Origin of the sequence: Methylocapsa sp. S129 (assembly GCF_009765995.1) — a bacterium.
GTDB lineage: Bacteria > Pseudomonadota > Alphaproteobacteria > Rhizobiales > Beijerinckiaceae > Roseiarcus.
Genome location: NZ_LMUI01000007.1, coordinates 22,302 through 48,181, shown reverse-complemented (window position 1 = coordinate 48,181; position 25,880 = coordinate 22,302). Strand labels below are relative to the sequence as shown.

The window sequence follows — 25,880 nt, the reverse complement described above, 5'->3', positions numbered from 1 at the left end:
GAGGGATGGCGACGATTGGCCGACTTGATCGAAGGATATGCAATCGCTCAACGCAAATCACTCGTGTGAATCCCGTAGCGAGAAGCGGGAGAAGGAAAGACTCTCTCAGCGCGCCGCGACCGCCGATGGCGCGGGGAGCGAAGCGCTCGCCGGCGGGTCCAAATCGATGTGTTCGCGGATCTCGTCGATGGCCTTGCGCGCGGCTTCGCGGCCGAGCGCGATCAACTCATCCGCGCGATGAAACTCGAACAGTCCGATCTTGGTCATACGCGCGGTGATGAGAACGTCGGGCGGATCGCCGGCCAGACGCGAGCGCATGATCCGATCCTGTGTGATGTTGAAGGCGTCGGCCATCACCGAGGCGATGCCGGGCACGCCGTCCTCGCCGCCGGCGAACGGACGATGGAACAGCCGCGCGCCGCGGCTCAGGCTCCCCATGATTCCGCTCTTTTTTCCGGCCTCTACTCCGGTTTCCGCTTTTTCGGCGAAATACAGGGGATCCTGGATCGCGGTGCCTCGCGTCAGGACGTCGGAGGATATATTGATGGCGATGACTTTATCGGCGCCGAGCGCGCGCGCGACATTGATCGGCACAGGATTGACGAGCGCGCCGTCCATCAGCCAGCGTCCGCCCCAGCGCACCGGCGCAAATATGCCGGGGAGCGCATAGGAAGCGCAGATCGCGTCGATCAGCGGGCCGTTCTTCAGCCATATCTCATGGCCCGTGCCCACTTCCGTCGCCACCGAAGCGAAGCGGATGGGCAGGTCCTCGATATTGATGCCGCCGAGCGATTCTTCCAGCCGCGTGCGCAGTTTGGCGCCGCCGATCAAACCGCCGCCGCTAAAGGAAACGTCCATCAATCCGAAGACGCGGCGCTTGGTGAGAGAGCGGGTGAAGGCCTCAAGCTGTTCCAAACGGCCCGCCGCGAAACAACCGCCGACCACCGCGCCGGCGGATGCGCCGACTACGATGTTGGGAACGACGCCCATGGCGACGAGTTCTTGAAGCGCCCCGATATGCGACCAGCCGCGCGCGGCGCCGGCGCCAAGGACGATTCCAATGGAGGGGCGGCGGCGCTTCATATTGCCCCCGACCGGATCTTCGGCCGCCTTGCGTGTGGGATAGCCAAACATTGCAATGCCTGACGCAGTTTACAGGTCGCCCGCACGAGGATGCGAGCGAATTTCTGACAAATTAGACCGCTGATATCGCCAGCCCGTTAACGATAGGACCAAAACTGAAAAAGGGTTAAGCCTGTCTAAAGCGGCCAAAATCGGGCCGCTCACGAAATGTTCAGACCGCCGGGACGAGGCTGGGGCCAGCATCGGCGTCCTCCACCCGGCGATAAAAGCAGGAGCGTCGGCCCGTATGGCAGGCGCCGCCATCGCCCCCGACATGGACCCGGGCCAGCAAAGCGTCCTGATCGCAATCGACGCGCAATTCAACGAGGTTCTGAATCTGGCCGGACGTATCGCCCTTGCGCCACAAGGTTCCGCGCGAGCGCGACCAATAGTGCATGATTCCGCTCGCCAGCGTCTTGTCCAACGCCTCCTGGTTCATGTGGGCGAGCATCAGAACGTCGCCCGAGGAAGCGTCGACCGTGATGCAGGCGATCAGCCCGTCGCTGGAAAAACGCGGCGCAAACAGCGCGCCTTCCTCCAGGGTTTTTTTATCGAGACTCATGATCGATCATTGGGCTGCGCGCAAAAGCGTGAGGAAACGGACCTGTTCATTGGCGTCCTGACGAAACACGCCGGAGAATTGGGTCGTCACCGTCGAAACGCCATGCTTTTTCACGCCGCGCATCGACATGCACATGTGCTCGGCTTCGATCATCACGGCGACGCCGCGCGTATGCAGGGCGGCGTCGACCGCCTCGACGATTTGTGCGGACATCGCCTCCTGCGTCTGCAGCCGGCGCGCGAAAGTGTCGACGATGCGCGCCAGCTTGGAAAGGCCGACGACGCCGTGGCTCGGATAATAGCCGATATGTGCTTTGCCGAAGAAGGGCACCATATGGTGCTCGCAATGCGAAAAGAACGGAATGTCGCGAACGACGACAATGTCGGCATAGCCGTCGACCTGTGAGAAAACCCTCGACAGAGCGATGCCGGGATCCTCGCCATAGCCGCTGAACAATTCCTCGTAGGCCTTGACGACCCGCCGGGGCGTGTCGGCCAGGCCCTCGCGCGTAGGGTTGTCGCCCGCCCAGGCGATGAGCGTGCGCACGGCGGCCTCAGCCTCCTCGCGGCTCGGCTTGGCGCGCAGTTCCGCGCCGTCAAGGGCGGGGGGCTTCACAAAGTCATTCATCAATCGCCTCATAGCAGGCCGGCGATTTCAGGGCCATGCCCCCGACCGCGCCCTCTTCATTGCCGTTTCGCCATCCTATATAGGAGCCAAGCGCCCCCGCGCCACCCGGGGGCCTGAGGCCCCGCGTCCCCATGCTGAACGACATCTACAACAAGCGCATTCTGGAATTAGCCGCCGACATCCCCCGTCTTGGCCGGCTGGCGGCGCCCGACGCCAGCGCGAAGGCCCATTCCCGCCTCTGTGGTTCTACGGTTGTGGTCGATCTTTTGTTACAGGACGGCCGCGTCAGCGATTTCGCTCATGATGTGAAAGCCTGCGCGCTGGGGCAGGCTTCGTCGTCCCTGATGGCCCGCCATGTGATCGGCGCGACGCCGGCCGAACTCGTCGCACTGCGCGAGACGATGCACCGCATGTTGAAGGACAACGGCCCGCCGCCGTCAGGGAAATGGGCGGATTTCGCGGCGCTCGAGCCCGTGCGCGACTACAAGCCGCGCCATGCCTCGACGTTGCTCACTTTCGACGCCGTAGCCGATGCGCTCGCCCAGATCGAAGCCGACAGGGCGGCGTTGGCGCCCGCGCGATGAGGGCGCTCGCCCTCGCTCCGCGGCGCGCGGCGCATGGGCTGATCCGGTTCTACCAATTGACGCTCTCGTCTGTCATCGGGCGCCAGTGCCGCTACCTCCCCACCTGCTCGGATTATGTGGACGAGGCGATCGCCCGCCATGGCCTGTGGGCCGGCGGCTGGATGGGGGCCGCCCGGGTCTGCCGCTGCCATCCCTATGGCGGCTCCGGCTACGATCCGCCGCCGGAGAAGAAGCCGGAAGGCGCGTCCTGGACCCAGCCGTGGCGCTATGGGCGCTGGCGGTTCCGGGCGAAGTGAGGAGACGCGTCTTTTTCCTGTAGATTGCGCGCAACAGACGCTTCAATCGGCGGGATCGACGGAGACTGTAATTGTCCCAAGGCTTTTCGGATTTTGACACCAACCTCCTGCTGACGTTGGCCGCCCTTTTCAGAGACCAGAACGTCACACACGCGGCGGCCCGTCTCAACATCACGCAATCGGCTCTTTCCGCGCGGCTGACCCGGCTTCGCCAGCTCCTGAACGATCCGTTGTTCATTCCCGCGGCATCGGGCCGGGGGATGATTCCCACAGCTCATGCAGCCGCTCTTCAGCCGGAGTTGACGAAGTTGATCGAGCGTCTGAACGATTTCGTGCAGACCGCGCATTTCTTCGACCCGCGGACAAGCAAGCGGGTCTTCCGCATCGCCGCGACCGACAATCCCGCGGCGATACTCGCGCCGGAGCTCATCCCGCTGATCAAGTCGCAGGCGCCGAACGTGCGAATCGCCTTTACGCTGCCTGATAAAGCTCAGATCGCCGCGCATCTGGAACAGGGCGACGTCGATTTGTTTGTAGGCGCGGCCGAGGACGGAGCGGGCGGGCTGATCGCCAAAACCCTGTTCAATGAGGAGTTCGTCACCGCGCAGCGCATCGGCCATCCGCGAGGCCAAGCGGCGTTGACGCTCGACGAATTCTGCTTGCTCGATCATCTCTTGATCTCCACGAGCGGCGGCCATTTCAGCGGCATGATCGACAATGCGCTTGCCGAAGTCGGACGGGAGCGCAACGTGTCGGTGTCGATCCAGAGCTATGCTCTGGCCCCGCTGGTGCTGACGGCCACCGACTGCATCTGCACCCTGCCGAGACGCTTCCTGGAACGCTTCACGAACGTTCTCGATCTCTTTGCGCCGCCGTTGTCCTTGGCGCCGTTCCAGATGAACTTGTTCTGGCATCCGCGAATGCGAAGCGACCCCGCGCATGTGTGGCTGCGCAAGCACGTCATCCAGAGCGCCCGCACGCCCCGTTCGTGAGGAAAAGGCGCTGGCGCCTCGAGAGACAGCAAAGAGAGACATGGGTCGCATCGACGAGTCTTGTTAGTCGGCATGGCAGGGATCGCGCATACGTTTTGCGTCAGGTCAATCTGCCATGCCTAAGGACAAGCCAATGCTAAAACTGTATTTTCACGCCACCCCGAATTCGATGAAAGTCGCCGTACTTCTCGAAGAGCTACAGGAGCCGTTCGACGTCGTCGGCGTCGATATCTTCAAAGGCGAGCAGCATGCCGCCGATTTTCGCAAGATCAATCCGAACGCGAAGGTCCCGGCGATCGTCGACGACGGCGTGGCGGTCTTCGATTCCCACGCCATCCTGCTTTACCTCGCCGAAAAGCACGGCAAATTTCTGCCGACGGGCAGGCCCGCGCGGGCCGCGACGCTCTCGTGGCTGGAATTCGTCGCGACGGGCCTGTCGCCCTTCTCGGGGCAGGCGGTTCACTTCCTGCACTACGCGCCGGAAGACATTCCGTACGCCAAAAATCGCTACGTCAAAGAGGTCGAGAGACATTATCGTATTCTCGATGAGCGCTTCGCTGCGTCGCATTTCCTGGCGGGCGACGAATACACGATCGCCGATATGGCGCTGTTCGGTTGGGCGGCCTCCGCCGGTTATATTCTCGGCGCGAAGGGCCTCGACGACTATCCCAACGTGAAGCGGTTCATGGAGACGATGAACGCGCGGCCCGCCGTTTCGCGCGCACTTCAACTCAAGGAGCGGCACACGTTCAAGTCCGAACTCGATGAGCAAGCCCGCCGCGCCATGTTCCCCCAAAACGCCTCATAGAGAGCGGGATGAAGCAGGGCGGTGCGCGGGACCGCCTTCGGAGATTCCAAAGAAGGGAGAAAACCGGTTCAAGACGGATCCCCCGGGGGTCCGTCCTGGATTGCGAGGAGCTTGAGAAGATCGACCGCAAAGCGCGGCCCTGAGGTCCCGCAAACCCATTGCCCTCGCCGCGCGCCGCGTTTATATCGCTCCTCCACACCACGCTTACGCCGATTGGTATCGGCGAGTGAGCAAGGAGGATGCTTTGATCGACGTGACTTTCAAGGATGGCGCGAAGCGCGCCTTTGAGGCGGGGATTTCCGGCCTCGATATCGCCAAATCCATTTCGCCCTCGCTCGCCAAACGCACCGTCGCGATGGTGCTCGACGGGGTCTTGAGCGACCTTTCCGATCCGGTCGACAGGGACGCTACGATCGAGTTCGTCACGCGCGAAGACCCGCGTTCGCTTGAACTCATCCGCCACGATTCCGCGCATGTTCTGGCCGAAGCGGTGCAGTCTTTGTGGCCGGATACGCAGGTGACGATCGGGCCGGTGATCGAGAACGGCTTCTATTACGACTTTTTCCGCGCAACGCCCTTCACGCCCGAAGACTTTCCGGCGATCGAGAAACGCATGCGCGAGATTATCGCGCGCGACAAGCCGTTCACCAAACAGGTATGGAGCCGCGACGAGGCCAAGAATTTCTTCGAGAAGAAGGGCGAGGCGTTCAAGATCGAGCTGATCGACGCGATTCCCGCCGACCAAAGCTTGAAAATCTACGCTCAGGGCGACTGGCTCGACCTCTGCCGCGGCCCGCATATGACCTCGACGGGCAAGATCGGCGACGCGTTTAAGCTGATGAAAGTGGCGGGCGCCTATTGGCGCGGCGATTCCACCAAGCCGATGCTGTCGCGCATCTATGCGACGGCTTTCGCGAGCAAACCCGATCTCGACGCCTATCTCAAGCAGATCGAGGAAGCCGAGAAACGCGACCATCGCAAGCTGGCGCGGGAAATGGACCTGTTCCACTTCCAGGAAGAGGGCCCGGGCGCCATTTTCTGGCATCCGAAGGGCTGGACTTTATTCCAGACGTTGATCGCCTATATGCGGCGGCGCCTTGCTGCCGACTATCAGGAAGTCAACGCGCCGCAGGTGCTCGACAAGCATATGTGGGAAATCTCCGGCCACTGGCAGTGGTACCGCGAGAACATGTTCATGGCGCGGCCGGCCGGCGACGATGCCGAGACCGAGGACGAGCGCATCTATGCGTTGAAACCCATGAACTGCCCGGGCCATGTGCAGATATTCAAAAACGGTTTGCGCTCTTATCGCGAATTGCCGCTGCGCTTCGCAGAATTTGGCATGGTCCATCGCTACGAGCCCTCGGGCGCGCTGCATGGCGTGATGCGGGTGCGCGCCTTCACGCAGGACGACGCGCATATCTTCTGCACCGAAGAACAGCTTGCCGCCGAATGCCATAAGATCAACGAGCTGATCCTGTCGGTCTATCACGATTTCGGCTTCGACAAGATCATCGTGAAGCTTTCGACGCGGCCTGAAAAGCGCGTCGGCACGGATGCGGCGTGGGATCACGCCGAGGCGGTGATGCTGCGCGTTCTTGAGGAGATCAAGGCGCGGCACGGCAATGTCGTGACGACGATGCTCAATCCGGGCGAGGGCGCCTTCTACGGGCCGAAATTCGAATATGTGCTGCGCGACGCGATCGGCCGCGACTGGCAATGCGGCACGACCCAGGTCGACTTCAACCTGCCCGAACGTTTCGGCGCCTTCTACATTTCGGCGGCCAGCGAGAAGACAACGCCGGTGATGGTGCACCGCGCGATCTGCGGCTCGCTGGAGCGCTTCATCGGCATATTGCTTGAGCACCATGCGGGCCTTCTGCCGCTCTGGCTCGCGCCCCTGCAGATCGTCGTCTGCACGATCACGCAGGAAGCCGACGATTACGCGATGGAGATCATCGCCAAAGCGCGCAAGCGTGGCCTGAGAGTCGAGGGCGATCTGCGCAACGAGAAGATCAGCTACAAGGTGCGCGAACATTCGCTGGCCAAGGTTCCGGCGCTGGTCGTCGTCGGCCGCAAGGAGGCGACGGAACGCACCGTCTCGATACGCCGGCTTGGTTCCAACGAGCAGCGCGCATCGACGCTTGATGAGGCGCTTGCGGCGCTGATCGAAGAAGCGATGCCGCCCGACATCAAGGCGGAACAGGCGGCGGATAGGGCGGCTTAAGGCGCCATGGTCGCCGTGCTGGGAATCGACGCGGCGTGGACGAGACACAATCCGAGCGGATTCGCGCTGATCGAAAAGGTCGGCGCGCATTGGCGGCTGGGGGCCGCGGCATCGAATATTCAGGATTTTGCGTGCGCGTCCAGCCTGGAGGCGGCGAAGGAGTCCGGTCTCGATTTCGCCATCGTCTGCGCCGAGCGCATGCTTGGCGGCCGTTTGCCCGATCTCATCGCGGTCGACATGCCGCTGTCGCGCCATCCGATTACAGGCCGCCGCGCTTCGGACATCAAGGTGTCGAGCCGCTTTGGCGCCGCCAAATGCGCGACCCATTCGCCATCGGCGGTTCGCCCGGGCAAAGTGAGCGATCAGCTTCATGAGCATTGCAAGGCCCGGGGCTATCGGCTCAAGACCTTGACGTCTCCGGCTCATCCATGGACGCTCGCGGAAATCTATCCCCATCCGGCTCTGCTGCGACTGATGGCCGTCCCTATGCGCGTCAAATACAAAGTGGCGAAGACAAGTATCTATTGGCGCGGCGCCTCGCCGGGAGAGAGGCTTTCGAACGTCCGCGGCGAGTTGCGAAAGATTGCGCAACGGCTTGACGAGGTCGTCGCAGGCGTTCTCGATACCGTCGATGTCGAACGGCCCGCGACTTTCAGCGCTTTGAAGCCCGTCGAAGATATGATCGACGCGATTGTCGCCGCCTGGGTTGGAACGACAATCCTCGAGAATGCCGCCGAAGCGTTCGGCGACGAGGATTCGGCGATCTGGGTTCCCAAGGAAACTTGGGCGAACGTTCATTGAGCCTCGCAGACGCATCCGAAACGGATCGGATGCAAAGAGCGCGGGCTGGAGATTGAGAGGTTCCTTTGCTGCGTTCGCTTGCGGCGTTTAGGCCGGATAATTTCACGCTCGCCATCGTGGCGACGGTCGTCGTCGCGAGCCTTCTTCCGGCAGTCGGCTCGGCGGCGGCAGCCGTGCATATCCTGACCATTTTCGCGATCGCGCTGCTGTTTTTCCTGCACGGCGCACGTCTATCGCGCGAGGCGGCGCTGGCGGGGGCGCTGCACTGGCGCCTGCATCTAATCGTGCTCGCGGCGACTTTTGTGCTGTTTCCGCTGCTCGGGCTTGGCTTACGCCATGCGCTGGGCGGCGTGCTGCCGGAATCTTTGCTCGTCGGCCTGTTGTTTCTGTGCCTGCTGCCATCGACGGTGCAATCCTCGATCGCCTTCACCTCGATCGCGCATGGCAATGTCGCGGCCGCCGTATGCAGCGCCTCGCTGTCCAATTTCGTCGGCATTTTCCTGACGCCGGCGCTGGTCGCGCTTTTGATGAATCTCAAGGGCGGCGTTTCGCTCGACGCGGTCGGCGCGATCATCCTGCAATTGCTGTTGCCGTTCCTCGCCGGCCACTTCTTGCGCCCTTGGATCGGCGCCTTTGTCGCGCGCCATCGCGCCGCGCTCGGCTTTGTCGATCGCGGCTCGATCCTGCTCGTCGTCTATCTCGCCTTCTCCGAGGCTGTCGCCAACGGGCTGTGGCATGTGCTCGGGGCGGGCGATCTGATCAAACTGCTGATCGTTTGCGCGGTTCTTCTCGCAATCGTCCTGCTGGCGACCGTCATCGTCGCGCGGCGACTCGGCTTCAACCGCGCCGACGAGATCGTCATCGTCTTCTGCGGCTCGAAGAAGAGTCTTGCGAGCGGCGTGCCGATGGCGGGCGTCCTCTTTCCGCTCGCCCAAGTCGGCATGATCGTGCTGCCGCTGATGCTGTTCCATCAGATCCAATTGATGGTCTGCGCTGCGTTGGCGCGGCGGTATGCGACGAGCGATCCCGTACGCTCCACAGACGCGCAGGCGGCTGGCGCCGACTGACGCCGCCGGCGCGGCTATGTCCGGAACGAGGTTTGCAACATCCTGACGTCGACGCCATCGCGCGTCTCAGAATTGGACGGAGAGCCCGGCGGCGCCGGTTTCGACGACCTAAATCGCGACAGGGGTTCTCTCATGCGTCCCATTTACAGACTCGCAGGGATCGGCGCGCTCGCTCTCCTATCTTCTCTGACGCTCGCCATCGACGCCGAGGCCGGTTGGCTCCCCGGCCACGGCCATTCTTACGCCTCGCCCGGCTACGGCCATGGCGGTTACGCCGCCGGCGGCTATCGACGGATGGGCGGCGATTATCGCCCCGTTGGCGGGCTACGCTATTATCATGAACGCGAATCCCGCTATGGTTACAATGGCGCCGGCTATCTCGCCGGGGGAGCGCTCTACGGCGCCGCGACGTCTTATTCCGACAATGGATATGCCGGAGGTTATGAAACGCAGCAGGCCGCGCCGGCTTATTCGGAAGGTTATGCGGCCCCGACCTATGCCGCCGCGCCGCAGACCTATTCCAATGAATCGCAGGCTTATTCCTACGCGCCGCAGACGTATTCCCACACTTATACGGTTCCGACCACTGTCTACCGTCCGGTGACAAGGGAATATACGGTTCCGGTGCGCTCCTACCGCACCGAGGAACAGACCCATTATGTGCCCGTGATGAGCTATCGGGCGGTCACGACCCAGGTCCAGGTTCCGGTGACGACCTATCAGACCTATCAACGGACCGAGCAGGTGCCGACCACGGTCTATCGCCATATTCGCAAGGTCTGCAGTTGCGCATATAGCCAATAAAGCCGCGCGAGTGTGAAAACAGCGCGTCGATCGCGGAGGCGCCGACGCGCGGGGTGACCGGACTGTTCAGGGTCGAGGCGAAGGATGCGTCGCGTGCGAGAATCCGCGTCGGGTGGATTGTGTTGAAAGCAAACGTTCTCGGCCGGCGGAGCATCGCAAAGTCTTCTGGCGTCTCCTCTAGCCCGCATCCAACGGCTCAGTTCCTTTCGGCTTGCCGTCGGCGCTGAGCGTAATCTTTTCGATCCGCATCTCAGCATTCTTCAGCAATTTATCGCAATGGGCTTTCAGCGCTTCGCCGCGCTCATAGATCTTGATCGATTCCTCAAGCGCCACAGCGCCTTTCTCAAGCTTTTCGACGATGGCCTCGAGTTCGGCGAGCGCCGCTTCGAAGGGCAGTTTGGCGATATCGGCGGGCGTGTCGGTCACAGGGCGGCCTTTTACATGGAGTCGCGCCCTCCTATCATATCTCGGCGGGCGGCGCAGCCGTCTTCGCCTCGGCGTCCTCCTCGGGGCGGTGCGCGAAGACGAGCTTCTGGTAAACGAGGCCGATGCCGATCAGCGCGGCGCCAAGGCCGAGGAAGGACAGCGCGCGCAAGACGCCTTCAAGGCCGGCCAGATCGAGCAGGAAGACCTTGACCACCGTCAGCGACACCAGCGCCGCGGAGGCGAGCCGCGCCGGCTTCGAATGGGTGACGATTCCATAGGCGAGCAGGAGGATGCCGAGCCCGAGCCACAGTGCCGAATAGGCGTAGAATTCGCCGTCGCTGGTCGACAAATCATAGCCGATCGCCGGGCCGCCCTGAAACAGCCGCCGCAGCTCCAGATTGACATAGGCGAACAGCAAGAGGATCGCCGCGGCCGCCGCCGCCATGCGCCGCCATTCGGGCGGACGACCGCGCGCGCGGATGGCGAGAATCGCGGCGGCGGCGGCCGGCAGCAAATAACCGAGAACGAGACCGTTGAATACGCCGCCGCCTTCGACCGGTTCGCCCGAAATGTAAGGATTTTGCCACAGCAACAGGCCAGCGAGCGCCTGCGCCAGCGTCAGCGCGCCGAAGCCAAGCGATGCATAGAAATAGAGCGGGTCGGCGCGCCGCGCATTGAGCTCCATCAGGATCGCGGAAAAGAGAATGCCGACGATCGCGAACAGCCCTTGTTCGATCAGGCCGCTGGTCGGCGCGAAGGGATCGCCGCTGTTCAGCGCATGACGGATTTCAAACGAGACCAGCAGCGCGCTGCACAGGATCGACAGAGCCTGCGCGACGCGCATTGGCGCGTCCTCGGCGGAACGACGCATGATCCGCGCGGCCAGTCCGAAGGCGAGGGCGGGAACGCCATAGCCGAACAGCAGCCAATTGAAGATAATCGTCTTGCCGAGCGCGTCGCCGACGATGCGCGGCTCGTAGAGAAAGCGTCCGGCGACGGCGAGCCCGAGGCCCAGCACGCACCAGCGCAAGGCGGGAATGGCGAGCCGATCCGCGACCAGCGCGCAACCTAATGCGGCGAGCGCCAGCGCGACGGTCAGCGTGCCCTCCGACAATTCGAAAACGAAGCCGAGCGACAGCGCCGCGATGGCGCCGGCGGCAAGCGCGCCGAGGCCGAGCTCGATCGCCGGCGACGCGCGCTCGGTTCTGCGCTGCATGAAGATTGCGGCGCCGACCGCCATCGCCGCGGCGATTCCAGCGGCGACGGCGGCGAGCGGCGCGCTCGCCTCGAAATGCGTCAGTCTGAGATAAAGGATCGACACCGCCGCGAGCGGCGTCAGCGCCCCGGCGCCCGCATAGATCGCCGATTTGGCGAAGGACAAGGGCGTCGGGCTGAGCAGCCGCCAGAAGCTCAGCGCGCTGAGGGCGATCGAGGCGATCAGGCCGAAGCTGACGAACAGGCGCTCGGCGTCCATCGTCGGCCATTGCGCGAAGAAGGAATAGGGATCGACGACCAGCCCGCTGTAAGTACCCCAACTCGCCAATGCCGCCAGAATGACGAGGCCGGCGGCGGCGCTAGCGGCGGCGACGGCGGGCAGGCGCGTTCCGGTCAGGCCCAGCATCGCAGCGACAAGCGCGGCGGCGACGATCCAGCCCGGACCGGAGCCGGCATATTGCGACGCGACGCCAAGGACGAGGCACGCAATTGCGGCGCAGCCGAGCATCGCCTCCGAAGCGATCGAGTCGGTGCGCTGTTCGCCTTGCGGGACCATCCAATGCGGCGTGAGCGCGAAAACCACGATGACGAGCGCTGTCTCGATAACCAGATGGGCGAAGCTGGCGAGGGTGAAGTCGATGCTGTTGATCCCGTTGAGATTCAGCAAAAACAGGCCCTGCCAGATCGCCGCGCCGATGGCGGCCGCGATCGCCAGCCAGAGCCAGCGCCGGATGCGCGCCAGGCCATAGGCCGCCGCGCAGACGATGGCGACATAGGGCACGACCGGCCAGGGATTGGGCTCCGTCGACGTCACCAGCAAGGGCGCGCCGAGCGCGCCGATCAGTCCGAGGCCGGCGAGCGCCGGGCCATGCAGCGCCGCTGCGAACATGGTCGCAACGCCGACGACGCCCATCAGCAAGAAGGCGGGGCCGGGGCCGATGAAGCCATAAAGCGCGTGGGCGGCGTAAAGCGAGCCGAAGGCGGCGACTGTGCCGGCGCCCGTCAGCACAGAGGGGATCGGCGCGGCCTGGGCCGCTTCTTCGCCCGGCCGCTCCTTACGGCGCAAATATTCGCCCGCCGCCACTAAGGCGAGGGCCAGCAGAAGTCCGCCGGCGACGCGCAGGCCGGGGCCGAAAAATCCTTGTTCGATCGAATATTTGACCAGCAGCAGAGCGCCAAACGCCAGCGCGACGCCGCCGACGATCACCGCCCAATGCGCGCCAAGCCTTTCCTCGATGCCGATTTTCCTGACCGGCGCCGCGGGAAGCCGCACGGCCTGGTCGACGGGCTCAGAAGCGGCGGGTGCGGGCGTCGTCGCGGCTTCATCGACAGACGCTCCATCTGTAGAGGCCCCCTCTGAAGCCGAAGCCGGCTGCGGGTCACTCTTCGTGAGCGCCAGCCGTATTTGCTCCATCGTCTCGATCGTGCTGTCCGGCTTGGGCGGCAGGGGCAGGGTCGGCGCGAGGGGGACGGCGCCAGCGCTTTCGCGCGAGACTCTATCGCTCTTGACGAGCTCTTGAGCCGGGGCGCGCGCGAGAAGCGTCGCCAATTGGGCTTCGACATTTCTCAGGCGGGAACGGGCGCCGAGCGTCAGGAAGAAGCCGATAGGGCCGAGCAGCAGGAAAACAATGCCGATCAGGCCGAGCAGAATGAAATCGTCCATTTCGGTCTCGTCCCCCAACAACCACGTTGCGCCGGCGCATGGCGCGGCTCATCTTAAGCGCTTGTCGCGCCGCCTGCGCAATCGGTCGCCTGGCGCCGCTTCAAACCGGCAATGCCGTCGTCTTCTTTACGGTCCGCAGCGCCAGCGTCGATTGCACGCGCGAGACGCCGGGGAGCTGGGTCAGGATGTCGGTATGGATGCGCTCGAAATCGCGCGCGTCGCGATAGGCGATGCGCAGGAGGTAATCGGCCGAGCCGGCGAGTAGGTAGCATTCGATGATCTCGGCGTGCCGGCGCACGTCGGCCTCGAAGCGATCGAGCATGGCGCGGCCCTGCTGGTCGAGCGTCACGAACACGAAGGCGGCGCCGGGCAGGCCGGCGGCGGCCGGATCGAGCACCATGACATAGCCGGCGATCAGTCCGCTTTCCTCCAGCATGCGCACGCGGCGCAGACAGGCCGAAGGCGACAGGTGAACGCGCTCGGCGAGCTCGGCATTGGTCAGCCGCCCCTCGCGCATCAATTCGCGCAGGATGGCGCGGTCGCGGTCGTCGATATCTTCTATACGCATAAAATTTCTCTATTTACGTCTTCCGCCGCATAATCTGCCATCCAATGAGGGTTTTGTCTCGAAAATCGTGGGACATTGCGCGTGGAAGCGGGGATTATCGTCATATTCTGTCGTGGAGGCGAAAATGCTGGTCGGGGTTCCCAAGGAAATCAAGGACAATGAGTTTCGCGTCGGCTTGACGCCGTCATCGGCCGCCGAACTCGTGCATCACGGCCATCAGGTTCTCGTCGAAAAGGCGGCGGGAATCGGCTCCGGCCTGTCGGACGCCGAATATGTCCAGGCTGGAGCGACGATCGTCGAAGGCCCCGCCGAAATCTTCTCGCGCGCCGAAATGGTGGTGAAGGTCAAGGAGCCGCTCGCCGCCGAGCGCAAGCAGCTCCGCCCCGGCCAGATCCTGTTCACCTATTTGCATCTCGCGCCCGACCTCGCCCAGACCGAGGATCTCGTCGCTTCGGGCGCGACCTGCATCGCCTATGAGACAGTCACCTCGCCCTATGGCGGCTTGCCGCTGCTGACCCCGATGTCGGAAGTCGCGGGGCGCCTCGCGCCGCAGGTCGGCGCGCATGCGCTGGAGAAGGCGGCGGGCGGGCGAGGCATCCTGCTTGGCGGCGTGCCCGGCGTGCCGGCCGCCGAAGTCATCATCCTGGGCGGCGGCGTCTCGGGCACCCATGCCGCGACGATCGCGCTCGGCATGGGCGCCAATGTCGTGGTGGTCGATCGTTCCGCCGAAGCCTTGCGCCGCCTGTCCGCGCAGTTCGGCACGGGCGTTCGCACGATCTTTTCGACGCGCGCGGCTATCGAGGAATTGGTCAAGCGCGCTGACCTTTTGATCGGCACCGTCCTGGTTCCCGGGGCCGCCGCGCCCAAGCTCGTCACCCGCGCGATGCTGGCGACGATGAAGCCCGGCGCCGTCATCGTCGACGTCGCGATCGATCAGGGCGGCTGCTGTGAGACGTCGAAGGCGACGACCCATTCCAACCCGACTTATGTCGTCGACGGCATCGTGCATTATTGCGTCGCCAACATGCCGGGCGCGGTCGCGCGCACCTCCACCTTCGCGCTCAACAACGCCACTTTGCCTTTCGCGCTGGCTTTGGCCGACAAAGGCTGGAAGCAGGCGCTGAAGGACGATCTTTATCTGCGCGCCGGCCTCAACGTCCACGACGGCAAGATTGCGTGCAAGCCGGTCGCCGATGCGCATGGGCTCGCTTATACGCCGGCGGCGGGGTTCCTGGGCTAAGGGAAGGGCGGCGGCTTTTTCCGTTGCTTCAGCCGGTCGTCTCGCCAAACCGCGCTTCAAAGGTCGCGCGTAAAGCGCGGTCGGCGTCGCTCATTGTCGCCTTCAGCCCGAGATCGCGCAGGCTCGTCACGCCGTAATGGGCCTGCGCGATGCCGCAGGGCACGATGCCGGAAAAATGCGCGAGATCGGGCGCCACATTGAGCGCGACGCCGTGGAAGGACACCCAGCGGCGCACGCGAATGCCCAAAGCGGCGATCTTGTCTTCGGCGGGGGCGCCGTCGATTCCCGCCGGCTTGTCGGGGCGGGGAACCCAGACGCCGACGCGATCCTCGCGCCGCTCGCCCGTTATGTCGAACGCCGCCAGCGTCTCGATCAACCAGGCCTCCAGCGCCGCGACGAAGGCGCGCACATCGGGGCGCCGACGCTTGAGATCGAGCATGACATAGGCGACCCGCTGCCCCGGCCCGTGATAGGTGAATTGTCCGCCGCGCCCGGTGCGATGCACGGGAAAGCGCGCATCGAGAAGATCGCCCTCGCGCGCGCTCGTCCCTGCCGTGTAAAGCGCGGGATGCTCGACGAGCCAGACCCGCTCGGCGGCTTCGCCATCGGCGATCGCCGCCACGCGGGCCTCCATTTCGGCGACCGCTTCCGCATAGCCAACGACCCCGGGCGCGACGATCCATTCGATCGGGCGCGCGCGCCCGGAAGCGTGCATGGAAGTTGAAATCGACGAACGTTCCAGCAATTATTTCCCTTTCAAACGGCCTTCGGGCGGTTCCGTTCGCGTCCAGGTTTCGCTGCCGCAAATGAGCCCGCCAAGAACGCAGCCTTTCACGAATGCGTGTTGCTCGTCGAGAAACCCGATTTCGACATCATAGTCTCTTCCATTCTCGGAATTATAGACGCGCCCGCGCCACTCCTGGCCGTCGGGCGTTAGAGCCGTGAAAATGATCAACCCCATGAGCGGACGCGCGCGTTTGGCTTCATCGCTATTGTTGACATCGGTCTTTGGCTGCCCGCTTGCATCGTTGGGCTCCGCAAGCCACACAATCGTTCCGCATAGAGTCTTTCCGCAGGCGGCGATGCGAATTTTCGCGTCGGCATGCTCCGTCATCCAGACGCCGTTGATGCCCGCGCTCTGGGGCGGAGCGGTGGCCGATGTCGCGGGCGGGATCATTCCAGGGCCGAGCGCCGCTAGGAGACATGTGGTTCGAACGATCTTCGCTGCGCGCATGGCGGCCTCCCAATCTCGCCTTTTCAAGCGAAGGAGCAATCAGATCTCTCCGGCCCCAAATTATGGCGCGACGGACGGCGGGGCAAGGCGATGGCGGATCGTTTATAGGGTGGCGCGCGGCGCGGTCTTGCAAAGGCGCGGCCCGTCGGGCATATGTCGCGCATTGGGCGTTGCTCAAGCGCGCGCGGAGATGTGGCCGAGAGGCTGAAGGCGGCGGTTTGCTAAACCGTTATAGGGTTGTAAAGCCCTATCGAGGGTTCGAATCCCTCCGTCTCCGCCAGTTCTTTTTCCTAAATTATTGAAATGTCACAATTCTTCTGTCTGTGATTCTGTTGCGCATCCGGCTTTCCCCTCAACGCGTCGTCGAGTCCGCTAGCCGGGGAGGCGCAGCACCGCCCTGGCGAGAATATTGCGCTGGATTTCGTTGGACCCGCCAAAAATCGCCGGCGCGCGCGAATCGAGGAATAGATTCATGGCGTCGATCGCCTCGCCGCCGATGACGATGTCTTCGAAGAAGCGCGCTTCGTCGCCGGCGATCCGGATCATCTCCTCGGTGATCCGCTGATAAAGCTCTGTGGCGAAGATTTTGAGCATCGAGACATCGGGGCCGAGTTCGCCGCCCGACCGCACCACATCCGCGAAGCGCTCGAAGGCCGAGGCAAGGTCATAGATGTCCAACCGGAGTTGCGCATAGCGCGCGTCGAAATCGGCTTGGCCGAATGCGCCGAGTTCGCGCGCCAGGGTCTCGAGCCGGCTCAACGCATATTCCGCGCGGGTCGGGGCGCCGAGGAAAATACGCTCGTGGCCGAGGACCGATTTGGCCAGCGTCCAGCCATCGTTGAGCGCCCCCACCAGATTCTCGCGCGGAACCCGCACTTGATCGAAGAAGACTTCGCAAAACTCCTCCTCGCCGCGAATGTTGGGGATCGGGCGCACATGCACGCCGGGCGAGGTCATGTCGACGAGAAGCACGCTGATGCCTTGCTGGCGGGATTTGGCGATCTTGTCGGTCCGTACCAGAACAAAAATCCAGTTCGCGCAATTGGCGAGCGTGGTCCATATTTTCTGCCCGGTCACGACGAAACCGTCCTCGTCGAGCAAAGCCTCCGTGCGCAGGCTGGCGAGATCGGAGCCGGCGTTGGGTTCGGAATAGCCCTGGCACCAGACGTGTTCGCCAGTGAGGATCCGCGGGAGATAGGCGGCCTTCTGTTCGACCGTTCCGAACCGGATCAGTAGCGGCCCGACGAGGCCGACGCCGTGATCGGGAATGCGCGGGCAACCGAGCCGGCCCCATTCCTCGACATAGACCATGTGCTTGGCGGGGGAGAGGCCCATGCCGCCATATTCGCGCGGCCAAGTCGGCGCCAGCCATCCCTTCCGGGACAATGCGAGATACCAGTCCTTCACTTCGTCGAACAGCGGGCGTTGCTTGCGCAGGCGCCGCAACGCCGGCGGACAATTGGCGTCCACCCATGCGACGAACACGCGACGAAATTCCTCGTCGGTGAGATCGTTGAGGTCCTCGGCCATCCCTAGAGGTCCTTGAAGACGGGTTCGCGCTTCTCGACGAAGGCGCGCATCGCCTCCTTGGAATCCTCGTGCTTGGTGATTTCGGCGGTGAGATTCTGTTCGAAGCGATAGCCCTCGCGCAATCCCATCGTCTCCACCGTGTTGATGGCGCGTTTGGCGAGGCGCAAGGCGACCGGGCTCTTGCGCGCCATATTGCGCGCCATCGCCATGGCGGCGTTCATCAGCTCCTCCAGCGGCACGCAGGCCGACACGATGCCGAGACGGTAGAGTTCGGGGCCGGAAATGCGCCGACCCGTCAGGATCATTTCGCGCGCGATGGAATGCGGGAACAGCCGCATGACATGGCGCGCTCCGCCCATCAGGCCGACATCGATTTCGGGAAGGCCGACCGTGGCGTTCTCCGAGGCGATGAGAATGTCCGAGGCGATTGCGAGGCCTAGTCCCGCTCCGAGCGCGGGCCCATTTATCGCCGCGATGACCGGCTTGTTGCATTCCATGATGCTGTTCGACGATTCCCGCACGCGGCGCATGTGGGCGTAAGTGTCGCCGGGATTGGGATGGCCTTGCATCCGCGCCTTGATGTCGGCGCCGGCGGAGAAGATTTTTCCCTTGCCGGTGAGCACGACGACGCGCGCCTCGCGCAGGTCGTTGATCTCGTCAAAGCAGGTCGTCAATTGTTCCATGAAGGGCCGCGATTGGGCGTTGACCGGCGGCGCGTCCATCGTGACGATGGCGACGCCGTCGACGATTTCACGTTTGATGAGCTGTTCCATGGCTTTCCCGATTCAGTGACGCGGATGAGAATTGTTTTCGATGAAAAGGCGGCGCATCGCGTCGGCATTGCCGAGCAGCGCCCCAAGATTGATCGCCCGCTTGAGATAGAGGCCGATGTCGCATTCGTCGGTGTAGCCCATCGCCCCGTGCAGATGGATCGCGTTGCGGCAAATCATCGAGGCGGCGTCGCTGGCGCGCGCCTTGGCCGCCAGAATCGCTGTGCTAGCGGCCGCCGCTTCGCTATTTCCGACGCAGAGCTCGGCCGCATTGCGCACCGCGGCGCTTGCGAGCTCGGCCTGCATCCACATATCGACGAGGCGATGCTGGATGACCTGAAAACTGGCGATCGGTTTGCCGAACTGCACGCGCTGCCGGGTATATTCGACGGTGATTTCGAGGGCTTTGTTCGCGAGCCCGGCAAGCTCGGCGGCGATCGCCAGGCGGGTCCGCGCAAGCGCCTGGTCGAGCAGGGCGCCGGCCGATGGCGCGACGGCAAGCTTCCGATCTTGTCCGATTCTGACATCGTGGAACGCGATGTTGGATAGCGCGCCGCCGTCTACGCCGGCGCGCTGTGTGATTGTGACGCCTGGAGAGGATGGGTCGACGGCGAATAGACAAGTCTGCGCGCCATGCGAGGCGACGACGAGCAAGTCTGTCGCGTCGCCGGCCGCCTCGACGAAAGCTTTCTCGCCGTCGAGGATCCATTCGCCCGAAGCGTCCTCTTTCGCCGTCATTTCACGCCCGCCGCGCCTGTCCTGCCACGCGACCGAGACAAGGCGCTCGCCTGATATCGCGCCCGTGAGCAAAAGCTCCCGCCGCGGCGAGGCTGGGCAAGCACTAAGGACAGCCGGCGCGAAGACGGAGAGCATCGCATAGGGCTCGGGCGCGAGTTCGCCGCCCAGCGACTCTGAAACCACAACCTGCTCCCGGACGGAGAGGCCGGGTCCGCCGGCCTCTTCGGACACGAGAAGCCCGATCCAGCCGGCTTCGGCGATCTTTCGCCAGACGGCTTGGTTCATGCCGCCCTTGCCGCGCAGAAGACGCAGCCGAGCCGGCCCCGGGTTCTGTCTGGCGAAGGCGGCGACGCTATCGCGCAAAATGGCGAGCGCGCCATCCTCGTCACGCAACGCAACCTGGGGCATTCGATCCTCCGAATTCTGTGGCGCGCAGGATGGGCGACCGCGCGGCGCGGCGGCCGCCTATCGCCGCTCAGCCAGTCGCCGTTGCGCGGGTCTGGTCACGCGTTTGCGGCAGGGAATAGTCGGCGAAAAGCTGGCGCAGCTTCATTTTTTGCAGTTTGCCGGTGGCTGTGTGCGGCAATTCGTCGACGAAGACGACATCGTCCGGCATCCACCATTTCGGTATCTTGCCGGCGAGAAAGGCGAGGATCGCCGCTTTGTCGGCTTCGGCGTCTGGCTTGCGAACGACGATCAGCAGCGGGCGTTCCTGCCACTTGTCGTGCTTCATCCCGATGACGGCCGCCTCCGCGACGCCCGGACAGCCGACCGCGACGTTTTCGAGATCGATGGATGAAATCCATTCGCCGCCCGATTTGATGACGTCCTTGGAACGGTCGGTGATGCGAACAAAGCCGTCGCTGTCGATCTTCGCAACATCGCCGGTCGCAAACCATCCGTCCTGATCGAGGATGTCGCCGCCCTCGTCGCGAAAATAGCCGGCGGTCACCCAGGGTCCGCGAACCAGGAGATCGCCGGATTCGGCCTCGTCGTGGGCGAGTTTGGCGCCGCCGGCGTCGACGATCTTGAGTTCGACGCCATAGATCGCGCGCCCCTGCTTGACCTGGATGTCGACGGTTTCAGCCGTCGAGAGATCGCGGTGCCTGGGCAGGAGGTTGCCGATGGTGGCCAGAGGGCTCGTCTCGCTCATGCCCCAGGCATGGATGACGAAGACGCCGAACAGCCTGTGGAATTTTTCGATCACCGCGCGCGGCGCCGCCGAACCGCCGATGACCACCCGATCGAGACGCACGTCGTTCAAAGGCAGGCCCGGCGTTTCCTCGACATAGCGGAAGAAGTTCAACCAGACGGTCGGCACGCCGAGCGAGAAATTGCAGCCCTCGGCGACCATCAGGTCGAACACGCTCTTGCCGTCGAGCGCCTGGCCGGGCAGCACGAGCTTGGCGCCGCACATCGCCGCGGCGTAGGGAATGCCCCAGGCGTTCACATGGAACAGCGGCACGATCAGCATGACGCTGTCGCGGCTCGACAGGCTCAAGCCATCGCGCGCGCAGGCGCAAAAGGCGTGCAGCACGGTCGAGCGGTGGCTGTAGAGAACGCCTTTGGGATTGCCGGTGGTGCCGGATGTGTAGCAAAGCGACGAAGCGGTATTTTCGTCGAAGCTCGGCCATTGATAGATGTCGGACGCGGCTGCGACTAATTCTTCATAGCAGTGGAGCGGGCCAAAAGCGGTCGCCGGCATATGATCGGCGTCCGTGAGCGCCACATAGCCCTTCACACCGCGCAGGTCTGGCGCTAGGCCTTCCAGAAGCGGGGCGAACGAGGGATCGAAGAAGATGACGCTGTCTTCCGCATGGTTGACGATATATTCGATCTGGTCGCCGAACAGGCGCGGATTGATCGTATGCAGAACCGCGCCAATGCCGGAAATCGCGAAATAGAGTTCGAGATGCCGGTGGCCGTTCCAGGCGAGCGTCGCGACCCGGTCGCCGGGCTTCACGCCGAGCCCGATCAGGGCGTTGGCGAGACGGCGCGCCCGCAGGCCGAGCGCGCGATAATCGTAGCGGTGAAGAGCGCCTTCGGCGGTCTGCGAAACGATCTCCGTGTCGGAATGATAGGTCTCCGCATAGGTGAGCAAAGACGAAACCAGAAGCGGCCGTTGCTGCATCAATCCAAGCACGCTTCCTCCCTTTTTTGCTTATCGGCGGGGACATTCCATCGGCAGCCCCGTCGGCGTAAACCCGTGATGGACAATATTTCATATGTGAATTCGTCAGGGCGATTGCGAGGGAGGGCGCGCGAGCCGTCTGCGGCCTAAAATTCGATGTCGAATCCCAACTCGCCCCCGCCGATCCCGCGCAGTTCTCTGGCGCAGCGCTTCAAGGCGGCGAGATAACGCGTGCGGTTGGCGCGGATGCGCTCCAGCGAACCACCTAGGCCCAGCGCAACCGGCTGGCCCTGGATGGTCATGGGCAGCAGCACGCAGAGCGTGGCGCCGCCCAGGAACGGCACGTTCTCCGCTGAAGCGTAACCCTGCCGCCGCGCTTGCGCCACCGTCGCGACCATCGCCGGGACTTTCACTGCCTCCGCTTTGCCCGCTGCGATATTGGCCCTGCGAATGACATTGTCGAGATCGTCGCCCTTCAACGTCGACATCAGCAGCCAACCGACCGCCGACTGGGTCAACGGACGCATCGTACCCTCGCTGACATGGAACCGCAGCGCATGCATCGACTGGATGACCTTGATATATTGAAAATAGATGTCGTTCTTGACGGCGATCGAGACCGTCTCGCCCGTGGCGCTGTGAACGTCGCGCATCGCCTCCAGCGCGCGGCCGTTGCCGAACAAGGCCTGCGGCACCCAGTCGCCGAGCGCCGTGACCTTCAGGGTGGGGAAATAGACGCGCCGCCGGCGATCGTAGTTCAGATAACCCATCACCGTCAGCGTCTTCAACAACACGCTCGTGCTGGACTGGGGATAGCGCAGCATCTCGCAAATGCTCTTCAACGATTTCGGCTCACGCGCCGCGCCGAAACATTCGAGGACCTCGATTGCGCGCGCGGCCGATTTAACCGCCAGAATTCCCATGGACGCCCAACTCCGCCGGTTCGGATTCTTCCGCGAAAGGAATATCCACATACGTGATAATCACATCCATCCATAAAAATTCGTTGCCGCGCAAGTCGCCCGGGTGGCAGTTTCCCTCCGAAACAAGAATGAGACCTCAGAGGAAAACGCATGAAATTGGGCATATTCTACGAGCATCAATTGCCGCAGCCCTGGGGCGAAGGCGCCGAACTCACTTTATTTCAAAACGCCCTCGATCAGGTCGAGCTTGCAGACCGTCTCGGCTTCGACACCGCTTGGGAAGTCGAACATCATTTTCTCGAAGAATATTCGCACTCATCGGCGCCGGAAGTGTTTCTCGGCGCATGTTCGCAGCGCACAAAAAATATTCGGCTCGGTCACGGCATCTGCCTCGCGCCGCCCAATTACAATCATCCCGCTCGCGTCGCCGAACGCATCTCAACGCTCGACCTCGTATCGAACGGCCGCGTCGAATGGGGCACCGGCGAGTCGGGCTCGCTGATCGAAATGCATGGCTTTGGCCTCGAGCCCGAGCAGAAGACGGCGGCGTGGCGCGAGGGCGTCGAACAGGCCGCCAATATGATGACGATGAAGCCTTACCCCGGCTACAAAGGCCAGTTCTTCTCAATGCCGACGCGCAATGTCGTGCCCAAGCCCGTGCAGAAGGCGCATCCGCCGATCTGGATGGCCTGCTCGCGCCGCGAGAGCATTTTGCGCGCGGCGCGCAACGGGGTCGGCGCTCTGGTTTTCGGCTTCGTCGACGCCACGCAGGCGAAGATCTGGCGCGACGAATATTATCAGATCATCAAATCGGCCGAATGCGTCCCCATCGGCCACACCGTCAACGCCAATTTTGCGACGCTGAACGGGATGATGGTTCATCGCGACGGCGACGAGGCGGCGCGCCGCGGTCTCGACGGATTCAAATTCTTCGGGTTCTCGATCGCGCATTACGCCGTCTATGGCGAGCACAGGCCCGGCGCGACCAATCTTTGGCAGCGTTTCCAGGCGATCAAGGGCGACATGAAGGAGACGCCGGGCTCAGGCAGCATCGGCACGCCCAGGAGCGTCTTCGAACATCTCAAGAGCTATGCCGATGTCGGCGTCGACCAGATGATCTTCATCCAGCAATCGGGGATGAATCGTCATGAACATATCTGCGAGGCGATGGAATTGTTCTCGCGCGAGGTCATGCCCGGGCTCAAGGAGCGGGAGGCCGAGCGCGAGAAGAAAAAAGCGGAGGAGCTTGCGCCTTTCGTGGAAGCCGCGCTCGCCCGCAAGACCCGCATGGCCCCGCTGAAAGAGAGCGAGATTCCGAATGTCGAAGCGATCGGCATCGTTCTCGAACGTCGCGCCGGCAAGGATTACGCCTCCGCCGGCGGCGTCTACGCCGATCCGACTCGCGGCGGCGCCATTCCGATGGCCAATCGCGAGACCTTCGCCAAAGCCGCCAAAGTCGGATGACCGGCTGTGGCTGAACGACTGAAAGGGCGCGTGGCGCTGGTCACCGGCGGCGGCCGCGGGATAGGGCGCGCCATCTGCGACGCCTTCGCGCGCGAAGGGGCCCGGGTCGGCGTCCTCGACATCAAGCGCGAGGTCGCGGACCAGGCGGTCGCAGAGATCCGGGAGGCGGGCGGCGACGCCGTCGCGATCGTCGCCAATGTCGGCAAGCGCGCGGAGGTCTTCGCCGCGGCGGAGGCTCTGCGCGCCGCCTATGGCCCAATCGACATTCTCGTCAACAACGCCATGTGGAACCGCTACGGCCCATTGGAGGAAGCGACCGAAGAGATGGTCTCCCGCATGATCGACGTCGGCTTCAAGGGCGTGATCTGGGCCATTCAGGCGATTGCGCCGGACATGCGCGAAAAGGGCGGCGGCTCGATCATCAATATCGGTTCGCCCTCGGCAGTGCTCGCGATGGCGAACGGCGTCATGTATTGCGGCGTTAAGGCTGGCGTATTGGGCGTGACGCGCGCTTCGGCGGCGGAATTTGGTCCGAGCGGCATTCGCGTCAACGCCATCGCGCCCGGACCGACCGCGACCGAGGGCGCCAATCTCGTCGTCAGCGAAGCCGCCTGGGAGAGGCGGCGCGCCCGCACGCCGCTCGGCCGGTTGGGCACTGTCGCCGACATCGCCAACGCCGCGGTTTTCCTCGCCAGCGACGAGAGCTCGTTCGTCACCGGCGACATGATGTTCGTCGATGGAGGCATCACCTACGCATTCTCATGACATGCGGCTGAGCGCGCCGGACATCTCTGATCGACAAAAAGGCGGCGAAGATCTGCCGGAAAATCCTGGAGGAGGAAACAATGAATTTCGACTTTGCAATGCTTCACCGGCGCGGCCTTCTCGCTTTAGGCGGCTCTGCGCTCGTGGCGGCGGCCATGCCCAGGGCCTTGGCGCAGACGGCCTCAAGCGTCGTCAAGATTGGCGTCATCGCCGACCAGTCAGGCCCCTACGCCGACAACGGCGGCCCCGGCTCCGCGCTCGCGGCCCGTATGGCGATCGAGGACCGTGGCGGCGTCGTGCTCGGCAAGGCGATCCAACTGCTGGTGGCTGACGATCAGAACAAGCCTGATATAGGCGTGGCGGCCGCGCGGCGTTGGCTCGACGCGGACGGCGTCGATGTGATCGTCGGCGGCTCGGCCTCTTCCATCGCGCTGGCGACTCAGGATTTGATGAAGCAGCATAGCAAGCCCTACCTGCTCGCGGGAACGGCGAGTTCCGAACTGACGAACAGCGCCTGCTCTCCGATGGGACAGCAATGGGTCATCGACACCTATTCGCTTCCGAAGGCGACGGCGCAGACCTTGGTGAAGCAAGGCAAGGACACGTGGTTCTTCGTCACGGTGGATTACGCTTTCGGCAAGCAATGGGAAGCCGACACGACGCGGTTTATCAGCCAGGCCGGCGGGCGCGTCGTCGGTTCGGTGCGCCATCCGCTCAACACGGCCGATTTCTCGTCCTTTCTGCTCATGGCGCAGAACAGCGGCGCCAAAGTCATCGCGCTCGCCAATTCCGGGGCTGATTTCAACAATGCCGTGAAGCAGGCGCATGAATTCGGGATCACGCAGGGCGGACAGACGCTCGCGCCTCTCGGGCTCTACATCAACCAGGTGCATGCGCTGGGCCTGGATATGGCGAAAGGTCTGACACTGACGACGCCGTTCTATTGGGATCAGAATGAGGGGACGCGCGCTTTCGCCAAGCGCTTCATGGCGGCCTTTAACGGCCGAGTTCCCAACGAGGCGCAGGCGGGGACTTACAGCGCGGTCACGCATTATTTGAAAGCGGTCGAGGCGGCGGGCGGCACGGACGGCCCGGCGGTCGTCGCGAAGATGCATGAATTGCCGATCAACGATTTCTCGATGAAGGACGTGCGCATTCGCGAGGATGGCCAGGTGATGCGGCCGATGTATCTGGCCGAGGTGAAGGCGAAGGAAGATTCAAAATACCCCTACGATTATTACGCGATCAAAAGCACGATCCCGGCCGAAGAGGCCTGGCGGCCGGCGAGTGAAAGCGTCTGCCCATTGCTGAAACGGATTTGAA

25 protein-coding genes and 1 tRNA gene are annotated in these 25,880 nt (G+C 63.5%); 13 read left to right on the top strand and 13 right to left on the bottom strand.

The window, feature by feature from the left end; all coding sequences use genetic code 11:
* Positions 1–105 precede the first annotated feature (105 nt).
* The 3 genes from GSQ90_RS00925 to folE all read right to left on the bottom strand — a co-directional run bounded on the left by GSQ90_RS00925 (position 106) and on the right by folE (position 2,311).
* Positions 106–1,134, bottom strand: coding sequence for a patatin-like phospholipase family protein (locus tag GSQ90_RS00925; protein WP_158812599.1), 1,029 nt, complete (start codon positions 1,132–1,134; stop codon positions 106–108).
* Positions 1,135–1,294: 160 nt separating this feature from the next.
* Positions 1,295–1,684 carry a phosphoribosyl-AMP cyclohydrolase gene (gene hisI / locus GSQ90_RS00920; protein WP_158812598.1) on the bottom strand — a complete coding sequence of 130 codons (390 nt, stop codon included), beginning with the start codon at positions 1,682–1,684 and terminating at the stop codon, positions 1,295–1,297.
* A 6-nt stretch (positions 1,685–1,690) separates the two neighbouring features.
* Entirely contained in the window at positions 1,691–2,311 is a 621-nt protein-coding gene (gene folE / locus GSQ90_RS00915; protein WP_246731355.1) for a GTP cyclohydrolase I FolE, read from the bottom strand.
* A gap of 131 nt (positions 2,312–2,442) precedes the next feature.
* Here folE and GSQ90_RS00910 point away from each other — a divergent pair, with 131 nt between their 5' ends.
* The 8 genes from GSQ90_RS00910 (at position 2,443) to GSQ90_RS00875 (ending at position 9,890) form a co-directional block, all read left to right on the top strand.
* Positions 2,443–2,895, top strand: a complete 453-nt coding sequence (locus GSQ90_RS00910; RefSeq protein WP_158812596.1) for an iron-sulfur cluster assembly scaffold protein — start codon at positions 2,443–2,445, stop codon at positions 2,893–2,895.
* Positions 2,892–3,191: a membrane protein insertion efficiency factor YidD gene (yidD, locus tag GSQ90_RS00905; RefSeq protein WP_158812595.1), complete on the top strand. Its 300-nt coding sequence runs from the start codon at positions 2,892–2,894 to the stop codon at positions 3,189–3,191. Before GSQ90_RS00910 ends, yidD begins: the two co-directional genes overlap by 4 nt.
* Before the next feature lie 71 nt (positions 3,192–3,262).
* Complete coding sequence (locus GSQ90_RS00900) at positions 3,263–4,183, top strand: LysR family transcriptional regulator (RefSeq protein WP_158812594.1); 921 nt, start codon at positions 3,263–3,265, stop codon at positions 4,181–4,183.
* Positions 4,184–4,316: 133 nt separating this feature from the next.
* Positions 4,317–4,991 (top strand): glutathione S-transferase family protein, encoded by a 675-nt coding sequence (locus tag GSQ90_RS00895; RefSeq protein ID WP_158812593.1) that lies wholly within the window; start codon positions 4,317–4,319, stop codon positions 4,989–4,991.
* A 244-nt stretch (positions 4,992–5,235) separates the two neighbouring features.
* Positions 5,236–7,218: a threonine--tRNA ligase gene (gene thrS, locus GSQ90_RS00890; protein ID WP_158812592.1), complete on the top strand. Its 1,983-nt coding sequence runs from the start codon at positions 5,236–5,238 to the stop codon at positions 7,216–7,218.
* A gap of 6 nt (positions 7,219–7,224) precedes the next feature.
* Positions 7,225–8,019 carry a DUF429 domain-containing protein gene (locus GSQ90_RS00885; protein ID WP_158812591.1) on the top strand — a complete coding sequence of 265 codons (795 nt, stop codon included), beginning with the start codon at positions 7,225–7,227 and terminating at the stop codon, positions 8,017–8,019.
* Positions 8,020–8,084: 65 nt separating this feature from the next.
* Complete coding sequence (locus GSQ90_RS00880) at positions 8,085–9,086, top strand: bile acid:sodium symporter family protein (protein WP_246731354.1); 1,002 nt, start codon at positions 8,085–8,087, stop codon at positions 9,084–9,086.
* Between the two features lie 132 nt (positions 9,087–9,218).
* Positions 9,219–9,890 (top strand): hypothetical protein, encoded by a 672-nt coding sequence (locus tag GSQ90_RS00875; RefSeq protein ID WP_158812590.1) that lies wholly within the window; start codon positions 9,219–9,221, stop codon positions 9,888–9,890.
* 177 nt (positions 9,891–10,067) lie between these two features.
* Here the strand turns inward: GSQ90_RS00875 and GSQ90_RS00870 are convergent, their stop codons facing one another.
* The 3 genes from GSQ90_RS00870 to GSQ90_RS00860 all read right to left on the bottom strand — a co-directional run bounded on the left by GSQ90_RS00870 (position 10,068) and on the right by GSQ90_RS00860 (position 13,762).
* Complete coding sequence (locus GSQ90_RS00870; RefSeq protein WP_158812589.1) at positions 10,068–10,316, bottom strand: exodeoxyribonuclease VII small subunit; 249 nt, start codon at positions 10,314–10,316, stop codon at positions 10,068–10,070.
* 34 nt (positions 10,317–10,350) lie between these two features.
* Positions 10,351–13,194 (bottom strand): DUF2339 domain-containing protein, encoded by a 2,844-nt coding sequence (locus GSQ90_RS00865; RefSeq protein ID WP_158812588.1) that lies wholly within the window; start codon positions 13,192–13,194, stop codon positions 10,351–10,353.
* A gap of 100 nt (positions 13,195–13,294) precedes the next feature.
* Complete coding sequence (locus tag GSQ90_RS00860) at positions 13,295–13,762, bottom strand: Lrp/AsnC family transcriptional regulator (protein WP_158812587.1); 468 nt, start codon at positions 13,760–13,762, stop codon at positions 13,295–13,297.
* Between the two features lie 124 nt (positions 13,763–13,886).
* Between GSQ90_RS00860 and ald the strand changes: the two genes are divergently transcribed.
* Entirely contained in the window at positions 13,887–15,002 is a 1,116-nt protein-coding gene (gene ald, locus GSQ90_RS00855) for an alanine dehydrogenase (protein ID WP_158812586.1), read from the top strand.
* Between the two features lie 28 nt (positions 15,003–15,030).
* Here ald and lipB read toward each other — a convergent pair whose 3' ends face one another.
* Both lipB and GSQ90_RS00845 read right to left on the bottom strand, forming a co-directional pair.
* Positions 15,031–15,747 carry a lipoyl(octanoyl) transferase LipB gene (gene lipB, locus GSQ90_RS00850; protein WP_246731353.1) on the bottom strand — a complete coding sequence of 239 codons (717 nt, stop codon included), beginning with the start codon at positions 15,745–15,747 and terminating at the stop codon, positions 15,031–15,033.
* Positions 15,748–16,236, bottom strand: coding sequence for a DUF2147 domain-containing protein (locus GSQ90_RS00845; RefSeq protein WP_158812585.1), 489 nt, complete (start codon positions 16,234–16,236; stop codon positions 15,748–15,750).
* Positions 16,237–16,422: 186 nt separating this feature from the next.
* Here GSQ90_RS00845 and GSQ90_RS00840 point away from each other — a divergent pair.
* A tRNA-Ser gene (locus GSQ90_RS00840) sits at positions 16,423–16,516 on the top strand.
* A 92-nt stretch (positions 16,517–16,608) separates the two neighbouring features.
* On the opposite strand, the gene GSQ90_RS00835 is transcribed toward GSQ90_RS00840, so the two are convergent.
* The 5 genes from GSQ90_RS00835 to GSQ90_RS00815 form a co-directional block, all read right to left on the bottom strand.
* Positions 16,609–17,766 (bottom strand): acyl-CoA dehydrogenase family protein, encoded by a 1,158-nt coding sequence (locus GSQ90_RS00835; RefSeq protein WP_158812584.1) that lies wholly within the window; start codon positions 17,764–17,766, stop codon positions 16,609–16,611.
* A 2-nt stretch (positions 17,767–17,768) separates the two neighbouring features.
* Positions 17,769–18,539, bottom strand: coding sequence for an enoyl-CoA hydratase/isomerase family protein (locus GSQ90_RS00830; RefSeq protein WP_158812583.1), 771 nt, complete (start codon positions 18,537–18,539; stop codon positions 17,769–17,771).
* Between the two features lie 12 nt (positions 18,540–18,551).
* Positions 18,552–19,682, bottom strand: coding sequence for an acyl-CoA dehydrogenase family protein (locus GSQ90_RS00825; RefSeq protein ID WP_210254788.1), 1,131 nt, complete (start codon positions 19,680–19,682; stop codon positions 18,552–18,554).
* A 67-nt stretch (positions 19,683–19,749) separates the two neighbouring features.
* Complete coding sequence (locus GSQ90_RS00820) at positions 19,750–21,417, bottom strand: 3-(methylthio)propionyl-CoA ligase (RefSeq protein WP_158812582.1); 1,668 nt, start codon at positions 21,415–21,417, stop codon at positions 19,750–19,752.
* A 134-nt stretch (positions 21,418–21,551) separates the two neighbouring features.
* Positions 21,552–22,328 carry an IclR family transcriptional regulator gene (locus tag GSQ90_RS00815; RefSeq protein ID WP_158812581.1) on the bottom strand — a complete coding sequence of 259 codons (777 nt, stop codon included), beginning with the start codon at positions 22,326–22,328 and terminating at the stop codon, positions 21,552–21,554.
* 150 nt (positions 22,329–22,478) lie between these two features.
* On the opposite strand from GSQ90_RS00815, the gene GSQ90_RS00810 reads away from it, so the two are divergent.
* From GSQ90_RS00810 to GSQ90_RS00800, 3 genes are all read left to right on the top strand, one after another.
* Complete coding sequence (locus GSQ90_RS00810; protein WP_158812580.1) at positions 22,479–23,792, top strand: LLM class flavin-dependent oxidoreductase; 1,314 nt, start codon at positions 22,479–22,481, stop codon at positions 23,790–23,792.
* A 6-nt stretch (positions 23,793–23,798) separates the two neighbouring features.
* On the top strand, positions 23,799–24,557 hold the full coding sequence (locus GSQ90_RS00805) for an SDR family NAD(P)-dependent oxidoreductase (RefSeq protein ID WP_158812579.1): 759 nt from the start codon (positions 23,799–23,801) through the stop codon (positions 24,555–24,557).
* 80 nt (positions 24,558–24,637) lie between these two features.
* Positions 24,638–25,879, top strand: coding sequence for an ABC transporter substrate-binding protein (locus GSQ90_RS00800; RefSeq protein WP_246731352.1), 1,242 nt, complete (start codon positions 24,638–24,640; stop codon positions 25,877–25,879).
* The last annotated feature ends 1 nt before the right edge of the window (position 25,880 follow it).

Bases quoted from the DNA above. Each gene is read 5' to 3' on its own strand.
- GSQ90_RS00925 (WP_158812599.1), bottom strand. From the start codon at position 1,134: ATGTTTGGCTATCCCACACGCAAGGCGGCCGAAGATCCGGTCGGGGGC.
- hisI (WP_158812598.1), bottom strand. From the start codon at position 1,684: ATGAGTCTCGATAAAAAAACCCTGGAGGAAGGCGCGCTGTTTGCGCCG.
- folE (WP_246731355.1), bottom strand. From the start codon at position 2,311: ATGAATGACTTTGTGAAGCCCCCCGCCCTTGACGGCGCGGAACTGCGC.
- GSQ90_RS00910 (WP_158812596.1), top strand. From the start codon at position 2,443: ATGCTGAACGACATCTACAACAAGCGCATTCTGGAATTAGCCGCCGAC.
- yidD (WP_158812595.1), top strand. From the start codon at position 2,892: ATGAGGGCGCTCGCCCTCGCTCCGCGGCGCGCGGCGCATGGGCTGATC.
- GSQ90_RS00895 (WP_158812593.1), top strand. From the start codon at position 4,317: ATGCTAAAACTGTATTTTCACGCCACCCCGAATTCGATGAAAGTCGCC.
- GSQ90_RS00885 (WP_158812591.1), top strand. From the start codon at position 7,225: ATGGTCGCCGTGCTGGGAATCGACGCGGCGTGGACGAGACACAATCCG.
- GSQ90_RS00875 (WP_158812590.1), top strand. From the start codon at position 9,219: ATGCGTCCCATTTACAGACTCGCAGGGATCGGCGCGCTCGCTCTCCTA.
- GSQ90_RS00865 (WP_158812588.1), bottom strand. From the start codon at position 13,194: ATGGACGATTTCATTCTGCTCGGCCTGATCGGCATTGTTTTCCTGCTG.
- GSQ90_RS00860 (WP_158812587.1), bottom strand. From the start codon at position 13,762: ATGCGTATAGAAGATATCGACGACCGCGACCGCGCCATCCTGCGCGAA.
- ald (WP_158812586.1), top strand. From the start codon at position 13,887: ATGCTGGTCGGGGTTCCCAAGGAAATCAAGGACAATGAGTTTCGCGTC.
- GSQ90_RS00845 (WP_158812585.1), bottom strand. From the start codon at position 16,236: ATGCGCGCAGCGAAGATCGTTCGAACCACATGTCTCCTAGCGGCGCTC.
- GSQ90_RS00835 (WP_158812584.1), bottom strand. From the start codon at position 17,766: ATGGCCGAGGACCTCAACGATCTCACCGACGAGGAATTTCGTCGCGTG.
- GSQ90_RS00830 (WP_158812583.1), bottom strand. From the start codon at position 18,539: ATGGAACAGCTCATCAAACGTGAAATCGTCGACGGCGTCGCCATCGTC.
- GSQ90_RS00825 (WP_210254788.1), bottom strand. From the start codon at position 19,682: ATGCCCCAGGTTGCGTTGCGTGACGAGGATGGCGCGCTCGCCATTTTG.
- GSQ90_RS00815 (WP_158812581.1), bottom strand. From the start codon at position 22,328: ATGGGAATTCTGGCGGTTAAATCGGCCGCGCGCGCAATCGAGGTCCTC.
- GSQ90_RS00810 (WP_158812580.1), top strand. From the start codon at position 22,479: ATGAAATTGGGCATATTCTACGAGCATCAATTGCCGCAGCCCTGGGGC.
- GSQ90_RS00800 (WP_246731352.1), top strand. From the start codon at position 24,638: ATGAATTTCGACTTTGCAATGCTTCACCGGCGCGGCCTTCTCGCTTTA.